Annotated in this window: 11 protein-coding genes; 5 read left to right on the forward strand and 6 right to left on the reverse strand. The window is 61.7% G+C overall.

Translation table 11 applies throughout. From position 1 onward, the window contains the following. Both VIM98_RS03115 and VIM98_RS03120 read left to right on the forward strand, forming a co-directional pair. Window positions 1–450, forward strand: a 450-nt coding sequence (locus VIM98_RS03115) for a recombination-associated protein RdgC (RefSeq protein WP_331991632.1), incomplete at its 5' end; no start/stop codon positions are given. Window positions 451–657: 207 nt separating this feature from the next. Beyond that, a complete protein-coding gene (locus VIM98_RS03120; RefSeq protein ID WP_331991633.1) occupies window positions 658–1,428 on the forward strand; it encodes a SprT family zinc-dependent metalloprotease in 771 nt (256 codons plus the stop codon). A gap of 320 nt (window positions 1,429–1,748) precedes the next feature. Here VIM98_RS03120 and VIM98_RS03125 read toward each other — a convergent pair whose 3' ends face one another. From VIM98_RS03125 to VIM98_RS03150, 6 genes are all read right to left on the reverse strand, one after another. Beyond that, on the reverse strand, window positions 1,749–2,750 hold the full coding sequence (locus VIM98_RS03125; protein WP_331991634.1) for an alpha/beta hydrolase: 1,002 nt from the start codon (window positions 2,748–2,750) through the stop codon (window positions 1,749–1,751). Window positions 2,751–2,771: 21 nt separating this feature from the next. After that, entirely contained in the window at window positions 2,772–3,875 is a 1,104-nt protein-coding gene (locus tag VIM98_RS03130; protein ID WP_331991635.1) for a DUF6624 domain-containing protein, read from the reverse strand. Window positions 3,876–3,921: 46 nt separating this feature from the next. After that, a complete protein-coding gene (locus VIM98_RS03135; RefSeq protein ID WP_331991636.1) occupies window positions 3,922–5,784 on the reverse strand; it encodes a M1 family metallopeptidase in 1,863 nt (620 codons plus the stop codon). 76 nt (window positions 5,785–5,860) lie between these two features. Further along, window positions 5,861–6,469, reverse strand: a complete 609-nt coding sequence (locus VIM98_RS03140; RefSeq protein WP_331991637.1) for a hypothetical protein — start codon at window positions 6,467–6,469, stop codon at window positions 5,861–5,863. 227 nt (window positions 6,470–6,696) lie between these two features. Continuing rightward, entirely contained in the window at window positions 6,697–7,422 is a 726-nt protein-coding gene (locus VIM98_RS03145; protein ID WP_331991638.1) for a hypothetical protein, read from the reverse strand. Window positions 7,423–7,693: 271 nt separating this feature from the next. Further along, entirely contained in the window at window positions 7,694–8,182 is a 489-nt protein-coding gene (locus VIM98_RS03150; RefSeq protein ID WP_331991639.1) for an Lrp/AsnC family transcriptional regulator, read from the reverse strand. A 119-nt stretch (window positions 8,183–8,301) separates the two neighbouring features. On the opposite strand from VIM98_RS03150, the gene VIM98_RS03155 reads away from it, so the two are divergent. The 3 genes from VIM98_RS03155 to VIM98_RS03165 are packed head-to-tail and all read left to right on the forward strand — an operon-like array spanning window position 8,302 to window position 10,228. Beyond that, complete coding sequence (locus VIM98_RS03155) at window positions 8,302–9,222, forward strand: DMT family transporter (RefSeq protein WP_331991640.1); 921 nt, start codon at window positions 8,302–8,304, stop codon at window positions 9,220–9,222. Further along, window positions 9,219–9,515 (forward strand): cupin domain-containing protein, encoded by a 297-nt coding sequence (locus VIM98_RS03160; RefSeq protein ID WP_331991641.1) that lies wholly within the window; start codon window positions 9,219–9,221, stop codon window positions 9,513–9,515. Before VIM98_RS03155 ends, VIM98_RS03160 begins: the two co-directional genes overlap by 4 nt. 26 nt (window positions 9,516–9,541) lie before the next feature. Next, on the forward strand, window positions 9,542–10,228 hold the full coding sequence (locus VIM98_RS03165; protein WP_331991642.1) for a glutathione S-transferase family protein: 687 nt from the start codon (window positions 9,542–9,544) through the stop codon (window positions 10,226–10,228). Window positions 10,229–10,410: the final 182 nt, after the last annotated feature.

The following is a 10,410-nucleotide window of genomic DNA, read 5'->3' on the forward strand; positions in this document are numbered from 1 at the left end:
GCTCTGGGTAGCTTCCCGGCCGTACCGCTGGCTCCCGAGGAGGGGCCGCGGGTGCTGATGACCGACTGGCTGGCCACCGGGAACCTGCCCGGCGGCTTGGCCCTGGGCGACGAATGCGAGCTGCGCGACCCAGCCACAGCCACCGGAGCGATCGCCCGCTGTCGCCGACAGGACCTGGAAAGCGAGGAGGTCAAGGAGCACCTGCGCAATGGCAAACAGGTGTTCCAGCTCGGTCTCACGTTCGATGAGCGGATCAGCTTCGTGCTCGGCGAGGACCTGATCCTGCGCAAGCTCAAGTTCCTGGACGCCGTCCTGGATGAGCTCGGTGACAGCCAGCAGGACGCGGCTGCCGAGATGGATGCCCGTTTTGCCCTGTTGACCCTGGAGCTGGAGCGCCTGCTGGGCAAGCTGGAGGAGTGGTTCGGCCTGCCTCGCCCGGCTGACGCCTGACGCAGGGCGGTCATTTCCCGGTCTTGCTGAGAGGCGAAGCTTGCCCCATATCGGGTTTCCCGGATGAGTCCGGGGAAACCTGAACCGGGCGCACCTTCCGGGGGAATGACAAGTTTTTCAGCCCGTTCCCCGCAGAATGCCCTTGCGCCTAGGCGTAGAGTAGGTATTGCGTGACCACGTGGGCAGTAAGCAGGAATCCTTAAGACCATGGCGCAGCATCTCGAAGGCGACTGGTTGGAATTGGCGACGTCGGGTGGCAGCGTCATCCGGGTGCTCAAGAGTGTGCACCCGCGTTCGCGCAGGCTACGCCTGACGGTAACGCCGAAAGGCGCACGAGTGTCCTATCCCAATGGCACGCATCCGGCGCAGGTCAGCGCCTTCCTGCGTAGTCACGCCGACTGGTTGGAACAGAAGCTCGACGAACTGCATCTGGTCACCAAACCGTTGCCGCCGTTGCGCCTGGGTATCGCCATCGATTTTCCGTTTCGCGGCGAAACCACGCGGTTGGAATGGGCCGAAGGTGCCTATCCCAAGGTGGAACCGTTCGAAGGCGGCATCACGTTGATCATTCCACGCCCGCATACGCGGGCGTTGCCCGTTGCGCGCGGTTTGCTGGCATCGTATTTCGAGGCGCAGATTCGCCGCGATGTCTCGCGCTGGCTGGCCGGTTATGTGCCACAGCTCGGGCTCGCGCCAACGGCGTTGCGCATTCGTCCGATGAAGAGCCTGTGGGGCAGCCTGGATACGCGCGATCGCATCAATCTCGATCTTGCGCTCGCGCTGGCGCCGCCCAGCGCGCTGCGCTATGTGTTGGCGCACGAGTTGTGTCATCTGAAAGTGCGCAGCCACTCGCGTCGCTTCTGGGCGCAGGTGGAAGGGCTGTTTCCCGAGTGGCGCGAAGAGCGCGACTGGTTACGACAGAACGGCGCGATATTGAAAGCGGAGCTGGATCGGCTGATTGCCGATGTTGCCGATTGACGGCTCGCTGCGCATCGCATTCCCCCTCACCCCAACCCTCTCCCCCGGCAAGCCAGGGGAGAGGGAGCGGGTTGCGCCACTGCGAACTACTGAGGTCTGCCTCAGTCAGGCTCCCTCTCCCCGGCTTCGCCGGAGGAGAAGAAGCAGGTTGCGCCAGAGCGAACTACTGAGGTCTGCCTCAGTCAGGCTCCCTCTCCCCGGCTTCGCCGGAGGAGAAGAAGCAGGATGCGCCAGAGCGAACTACTGAGGTCTACCTCAGTCAGGCTCCCTCTCCCCTGGCTTCGCCGGGGGAGAGGGTGGGGGAGAGGGGGGCTCTTGTCTTAGTGCGACAACGCAAACGCCGTCAGAATCCGCGCCACTTCATCCGGTTTCTCCACCAACGGCATGTGCCCACAACCGTTCAAGATGGTCGAACTGATCGCGCTGGAATGGCTCAAGCCATTACGCAGGCTGTCCAGTGCCGAAACATCGATGACCTTGTCGTCGTGGCACCAGATGCCAAGCACGGGCATCGTCAACTTATCCAGCCGATTTTGCACTGACAGGTATTGCGAGGGATCCGTCAGTTCCTTGAATACCTTGTCGTTGAACGAGCGATTGGCGATGTTGCGCTTGATCAGTACATCGACGATGCGCGAAGGAATATCCGGTGGCGTGGCAAAGGTCAGTGCTACTGCACGATCGAATCCGGCACGGTCGTCATAATCGAACGGGTTCTTGCCCGTAAGCGAGGCGCGCGAGAAGTCGTTCGGATCGGTCTTCAGTCCGAAGGCATCCATGAGCACCAGCTCGGATACATGCTCGGGATGATCGGCGGCGTATACGCCTGCAACAGCGCCGCCCATCGAGTGTCCGATCAGCACGAAGTTCTGCAGGCGCAAGGCCTGGACGAACTGCTGTAAACGGGCGGCCTGAGCATCGATATTATAGCTGGCGCCATCGACGCGCGAGGACTCGCCCCAACCGGGCAGGTCGGGAATGATCACATGGAAATGCTCGCCAAGAATCTTGGCCTGCTTCAGCCAAATGTTCTTGTCGGCACCGAAGCCATGCAGCATCACCAACGTAATCGAACCTTGACCGCCACCTTCGTAATAGACCCAGTGCGTATCGCCGACATCGACCGAATGCGTTTCCAGATGAGCTGCCATGGCCTGGCGCGCCATATCGGCACGCAGCAGCCATTGCGGTGCGAACAGGTAGCTGCCGCCGAAAGCGACGCCGAGCACCACCGCCACAATAGCGAGGAATTTCAGGCGACGGATCAGCATGCGCTGCCACAAAGGGCGTTGCGCGGGTTTGGCGTTATTGGCGGTGTTCATGGTCGGTTTCTAGGTATTCGATCAGTGGCCGGGCGCGACTATCGCGTCGCTTTCCCGTAAATAATCGTTCAATGGCTTCAGGCCCATGGCTGCGCGCCGTGCGTCGACATGCGCGGCGTCGTCCAGCGGCAAGGGGACGCTATGGCCATCCTTGACCTCGACTTGCGAGCCATAACGTTGCTTTTTGCCTTGTGCCAGCAGGACATGGTCAGTCATCAGCGCGTATTGCTGGCGCGACACTTCTCCGCGTTGCATCAGAGGTTCGATCTTGGCCAGGACCTGCGCCTGGAACGGCGCGTCGGTGTGCTGGACCAGCAGCAGGAAATCAGCCACGCCGCTGCGTCCGACCGCTGCTGCATCGGGCACGCCCATGCGAGCAAAGATCGCCTTGATGCGTGCGGCATGTGCCGCGTCGACAGTGGCGATGCGCTTGCGCTCGGATGAACCTTCCCTCATGCCATTGACTACGTATGCGGTGCGCGCCAGCTGCTCGGAGGCCACCATTTCATGCAACTGGTTACGCAGCTGCGGATTGGATACGGCGTGTCGTTCGGTCGACAGGCGAGGTACCGCCGCGGCTTCGGCCAGCGGCTTTCCAGCATCTGCCGCAGCTTGCACGCTCTGCAGATAGACATCCAAAAATGGCAGGCCAACGGTGTCGCGATAGCCATTGGCACGCGCGGCCGCTACCGGCGGCGCCGTCACTACCTTGCCGTGTTCCAGCGCGAGCGTCGTGCCGAATTGCGGCGGCCGGCCGTGTGCCCGTTCGATGCGATCGGTCAGTGCCGCATAGGCAAGCGCATCGACATCGATGCCGATGCGCGTGGACAGATGCGTCTCGGCGTCGTCCTGGAAGTCTTCATCGCTGTCGGCTCGTTCGACCAGGCGCCCGAAGGCATCCACGCCATCGCGTCCGGCATTCTTGACCGTCGGCCAGCCGTAGCGGGAGGTGAGTTCGGACAGCCGCTGCAACGTGGCGGCGTCGAGTGCGCCGCCGGGTGTCTTGTCGAGCGCGATTAAGCCGTCATGCAGCGCCTGCTGGGTTTGCGCCACCGCGCCGGTCCATGCCATGGAACCCAGCGCGGCGCAAAGCATGGCCGATGCGAGTCGTGTTGTTGCCTTCATGCGAAATCCTGTCGGTTCGACAAGCCCGGCGCTCCCGCAGCCCGGGTCACGCTTGCTTGGCAGGCTGCTTGGCCTTGGCCAGCAAGCTCTCTACGGCCTGCTGCGTCAGCGGATGGTAGCCCGACTTGGCCTTGGCATAGACCTGTTCGGCAAAGGCCAGTCCGTCCGGCGTGGCGGCAAACGCCTTGTACAGTGGCAACGTCAGATACAGGCGGCCAATCCGCGTCATATGTTCGGCGGCGGCCGGCCACACGGCCTTGTCGCCGGCAGCGATGGCATGGCTGTACCAACGCATGCCGATCTCGGCGTTCGGCGTGCCGGTCAGATGCCAGGCCTTGTCCAGCGACTCGAGCTTGGCGAGCGGGGCGACATCGGGCAGGCGATCGAGGAAGTACATCCATTCCTGTGTATTCCAGCCCTTCGCATCGAGCTTGCCGGCATCGAGTTTGCCTGCAAGGAACGCATCGCGTTGCTTGTCGATCGACTCGAAACGTGGCGAAGTCGGCAGCGGTGCGTCCTTCGGGATGCCGGCGTCGTAGACCCAGGCTTTCACCTCGTCCCAGCTCATCTTGCCCGGGTACTTGTCGATCAAGTTGGGCTTCAAGTAATCGAGCATCTGTTCGGTGGTGATGCTCTGGAAGGCGAAATGCGCGAAATAGCCCTTCAAATAGGCGTCGAACGTATCGCGGCCGAAGCGCTGTTCCAGCGTGCGAAGGAACCAGGAGCCCTTGCTATAGGCAACATCCGACAGCGCATCGTCGGCACCGATGCCGCGCGGATCGGGCGCGAGTTTTTGTGCGTTCTCCGGCATCTCGCCAAGACTCTTTTCCAGTCCTCGCGCCGATAGCAGCGCTTCCTCGTCGGCTAGAGCCTTGCCATACACCGCTTCGGTGATGCGGCCTTGCACGTAGGTAGTGAAGCCTTCGTTCAACCAGATATCGCGCCAGGCGGCGCTGGTCACCAGGTTGCCCGACCACGAATGCGCCAGCTCATGCGAGACCAGCGAGACCAGGCTCTTGTCGCCGACCAGCACGGTCGGCGTGGCGAAGGTCATGTTGGGGTTTTCCATGCCGCCGAACGGGAACGACGGCGGCAGCACCAGGATGTCATAGCGACCCCAGGCGTACGGACCGTAAAGCTTCTCGGTAGTAGCAATCAGCTTTTCGGTGTCTTCGAACTCATGGGCGGCCTTGCCGACCACACTGGGCTCGGCGTAAACCGCCGAGCGCGGACCGGTTTCCTTGACCGCCAGGTCGCCGGCAGCCACTGCCAGCAGGTAGGACGGGATCGGATGCGGCTGCTCGAAGCTGAAGCTGCCATCGAGCGGATGCTTGGCGTCATTGAGCGCGCTCATGGCCACGCGCACATCCTTCGGCGCGGTCACGTGGGCCTTGTAGGTGAAACGAATGGCCGGCGAATCCTGCAGCGGCACCCAGGAGCGCGCATGGATCGATTCGGATTGCGAGAACATGAAAGGCAGCTTCTTGTCCGCCGTCTGCGCCGGTGTCAGCCATTGCAGGCCGCTGGCCTCCGGCGAGGTCGTGTAGACGATGCGCACCATGCGTGGGTGCTGCGGCGCCTCGATCGTCAGCTTGCTGCCCAGCTCCTTGTCGCGAGGCGCCAGGACGTACTTGAGAGGGCTGGGTCTGCCGTCGGCTGCCACTGCCTCGATGCTGGCGATCTTCAGGTCGCGGGTATCGAGCACCAGAGCGGGTGCCTTCGGGTTTTTCCAGTCCAGCGTCAGGGTCGCTTGGCCGTCGAGTTCGCGCTGGGCGAAATCCACCTTGAGGTCGAGGTCCAGGTGGGTGACCCGGACTGTGTCCGGCTGGGCGTAGGAATGCGGATCGGCTGCATGGGCAGCCAGGGGCAAGACAAATGCCGCGAACGCGACGGCGGATAACGGGCGCATAGGGGCTTCCCTGTAGGTAAGCCCCAAGTATGCCACTGCTTGCCGTAGGCCGGCGCGTGGCCGCCGTGGGAGACAATTAAATGAACATTTCTGGGGTCTTGTTATCCCAGGCTTGGTTATTGGCGTTACCGGGGAAATTGAATCGCCCGATCCTTTCGTTCGACGCTCCGTCGGGCGCCTGAGTTTCAGGACGCACTGCGATTTTGGCCTCAACGGCCTGGTAGGCGTTATATACCTGCCACAGGTATTGCTTGAGCAATGCCCCATTCGGAGCGCGGACAGCCAGATCGATCAACTCGCAAACCGCGTCGGCGACGTCGCCTGCGTTCGTGCCGATATCGGTTTCTTCCCTGGGGGATAATGGCTCTGCTGGCGTATTGGATTCTCGAGATTTGGAAGTCCCGTCACGATCGCTGTGAGCGGGGCGTTCCAGCGGCTGCGATACGGTGCGCCTCACATCGATAGGCTCCGGATCTTTCGCGGTCCAGCTTATCCCGATCACGCTGTCTTTGGCGGTGTCCGGATACGTCGTTCGTACGAGGCAGCGATCGACGAGCGAAGAGAGCAGTGACCGGGATGCATTACGTATATCCCGGAATGCGCGCAGGAAGCGATTGTCGCCCGATTTGCAGTCGGGCGAACGTTCCGATGTCGCCGAGTGAGCAAGCGAATTGGCTCTCGGCATCCAATGATCGTGAAGCCAGCTTTTCTGCCCGGGTGCGATGGATGCTACGTCTGTCATTCTGATATCTCTTTTCGAAGATCATGCGTGTCTTGCATTGACAGCGTCAGCTCGCTTTCAAGCTTTTCTCGTTAGTGGCCATAGGCAGAGCGAGGCAGCGATGGCGGACAATGCGCGCAAAGCTTCATGTATGAGCTCTCCTATCCATCGCTCGCCCCGGGGGGGAGGTGTTAGACATCGATTGGTCCTCGCGGATCGATCCACGGCAGATGATTAGCGCCGCTGTGGGAGGAGGCTCTGAGCTGCTGGGAAGCGCTGTGGGCGAGCCAGTCGTTGACGCGTGTGACGCTGTCGGACGCCGCAGGCTTGGGAAGTCCAATGACGGGTTTTTGCGATATGTCGGCGGCGGAGTTGGGATTGAGAGGCGCCGAGTCCATTTCGTCCCCGTCGGCGCTCCAGTATTCGCTGGCACCGTCATAGTCGCTATGAAGATCAAAGGCAACGTCATCGTCTGGAGCGATCGGGCCAGCGGCAGTATGGAACTCTGCAGGTGCAGGTGTCGCCGCGTTGTTGGCCGGATCGGTATTGATAATCGTCCGGAGGGTATCGGCGCAGCGCCCCGATTCTATCGGCCAGGATATCGTTGGTTTCACGCCAGCTATCGTCGATGTCGCTTCGAAATTCCGAGGTCTCCAGCGGATACCGGTGACGCCGTTCTCGCTCGCATCGGGTTGAGCCGATTGCTGGCGGCAACGGCTGGCGAGAGAAGAGAGCAGCGACCACGATACGTTGCGTATATCTTGAAAGGCTCTAAGAATACTGTTGCTGTTCGATTTGGAAGAAGGCGCGCTTCCTGATGCGGTTGTCCCGGCGGTCGAACTAGCGGCATCCTGTGCAGGCGTGAACTTGTCTGGCTTTGTCGGCGGAAAGTGAAAGATGCTAGTGATAAGACTCATTGCGGTAATTCCTTAATCGTTCGTACTACGTATTGCCGGGACGATATGCTTCCGTGCATTCGATGGAGCCACACAAGCCAGATAATGCGCGAGAATGGCGAGCTTCAGGGGTCGGTGGGTCGAAGAAGATCGAAGATTTTGGGGAGGGATAGTTAAGGTCGTGGGCGCAGTTCTCGATGTGTGCGCAGGGCTATGGCGCCTTGCATAGGCACGTTAGCGTCGCGCATCCCGGCCGGCGAGCGCTTTCAAATTTCGCCTATCAGCAGGCGACTCAGGATTTTTCCTGCGCCAGGCTCCACATCGTACGTGTCAGCGGACGTACTTCGTGCGGGGTCTGCAGAACGACCAGGGTGGTGGTGCTGACGCTCGAGTGAATCTTCAGCAGTCGGTCGAGGATGTTTTCCAGGTGCGACACCGACATGGCCACCACGTGCAGCGACGCTGAATCCTCGCCGGCAAGGCGATGACAGGTGATGACTTCGGGTATGCCGGCGACCAGTTCGCCCACGCGTGCGCAGATGCCGCCGTCGCAGCGCAAACGCACCATCGCGTCGAGGGCGAAACCCAGGGCCTTCGGATCGACCACCGCGCGATAGGCACGGATGACGCCGCCTTCCTCCAGGCGTTTGACGCGCTCGGCCACGGCCGGCGCAGAGAGGCGTACTTTGCGGCCTAGCTCGGCGTAGCCCAGACGGGCATCGTCCTGCAGGGCTTCGATTAACAGCCAATCCTTGGCGTCCAGTTCGAGTTTCGAAGACATGGTCGGTGGCCGCCTTTTTTTATGAATCGATGGCTAGAGAAGGTATTTACCTATGTTCCCACATTCATCCTTCGGAGTGCCGTCGCTAGGATATTGGCGTTCCCCCGCCTGGTGATTTCATGGAAACCGAACGTCTCGACGGTCGCGCCCTGATCGCGATCGCTATCGCCCTGTTGACCTGGTCGTCGGCTTACGCGGCCATTGCCTATAGCCTGGCGTCGTTTACGCCCGGGCAAGTGGCTTTTACGCGGTTGCTGATCGGTTCGCTCTGTTTCGGCGCCTTGCTGCCGGTCAAGCGCGTGCCGATGCCGGCACGGCGCGACTGGCCGGCCCTGATCGTGCTGGGTCTGATTGGTCTGACCGTCTATCACCTCTGCCTGTGTTATGCGGAAACGCGCATCGCCAGCGGTACGGCTGCGATCCTGATTTCGCTGGTGCCGGGTGCGACAGCCGCGCTGTCGGCGATCTGGCTGGGTGAGCGGCTTGGTGTGCGCAAACTGATCGGCCTGGGTGTGGCGCTGGCGGGCGTGGTGCTGGTGGTGCTGACGACCGGCAAGCATTTGAGCTTCGAGCCGATGGCCGCTTTGGTGCTGGTGTGCGTGGTGGCCTGCGCGATCTACTTTGTCGGGCAGAAACCGTACTTCTCGCGCAGCAGCACCCTTGGCGTCACGGCCGTGACCTTCTTCAGCGGCACCGTGGGCGCGGCACCTTTCGGTTTGCAAGGCTTGCCCGAGGCATTGGCGCAGGCGCCGGCGTCGCACATCGCCAGCCTGGCGTGGCTGGGCATCGCGCCGACCTTCATCGGCTATATCGCCTGGAATATCGCGCTCAAGCGTGCTCCGGCATCGCAGGTCACCAGCTTTGTGTATCTGTCGCCGCCGATCGCCGTGCTGATCGGCTGGTTCTGGTTGGCCGAGCGGCCGACCTTGCTCACGCTGGCCGGCGGCGTGCTGACCGTCGCTGGTGTGGTGCTGGTCAATGCGCGTCGCCGTGCTGTGCCGGCTGTGGCGATCGACCCTTCGATGGCGAAATCGTCATGACCCTCGTTCGCATGTGTGAAGCTGCCCAAGCGCTGCCGGAGGCCTGGTCTTCCCGCGTACTGGCGCGATTCGGCGATGCGCAATGGAAGCTATTGCGCATGGACGCCGCTGCCTATCCGGAGGAGTCCCACGGCTATACGGAGGGTCTATTCGTGATCGACGGCGAGATGCGTCTGGCCGTCGGCGACGAAGCGATCAGCGTTCGCGCCGGAGAGTTATATGTGGTGCCCGCGGGCGTCGTGCACAGCGTGGCTCCGGGCAGTTACGGTACGTTGGTCATTCTCGATACTTGATGCTTCAGGGGGAGGCTGGTTGCAAGGTGTATACGCTCTATATCGCCAATAAGAATTACTCGTCGTGGTCGCTGCGGCCATGGGTATTGATGCAGTCGCTGGGCATTCCGTTCCAGGAGCGCATCCAGCCGTTCGACGAATCGCTCGGCTTCGGCCAGTTCAAGGATTTTTCGCCCAGCGGCCGCGTGCCGTGTCTGCATGACGGCGAAATCGTGGTGTGGGACTCGCTGTCCATCGCCGAATACCTGGCGGAGCGGCATGCGGGTGTGTGGCCGACAGATTCTGCGGCGCGGGCATGGGCGCGCAGCGCCGCGGCGGAAATGCATAGCGGCTTCCAGGCGCTACGCGATCACTGCCTGATGAGTTGCGGCATACGCGTACGCCTCCATGAGATTCCGGTGCCTGTCGCGGCCGATATCGGTCGTATCGATGCCTTGTGGAGCGAGGGGTTGCAGCGCTTCGGCGGTCCTTTCCTGGCAGGCGCTTCGTTTACCGCGATCGATGCGTTCTTTGCGCCGGTGGTGTTTCGCATACAGACTTATGGTCTACCGGTAGGGCAAGCTGCCAAGGGCTATATGGCGCATATGCTTGCGCAGCCGGCGATGCGTGCATGGTACGAGCAGGCGCTCGCCGAGACGTGGCGTGATCCGCCGCACGAGGAAGACACGTTGCGTGTGGGCACGATTATCGAAGACGCACGTGCCACTGCGTGAATCGAACCCTGCGCGGTAACGCTTCGAACCGTCGCGACTGAAGGGAACCTCTAAAAACTGGCTCTTCTGTGGGAGCGACTTTCGTCGCGACGATCGTGCCTTATCGCAAGTCCTTGTCGCGACTGAAGTCGCTCCCACAACGATAGGATCCGCTTTCGCTATGTTCGGGCGATTGCGAGGTT

The organism is Dyella sp. (assembly GCF_036568765.1).
Lineage (GTDB): Bacteria > Pseudomonadota > Gammaproteobacteria > Xanthomonadales > Rhodanobacteraceae > GSA-30.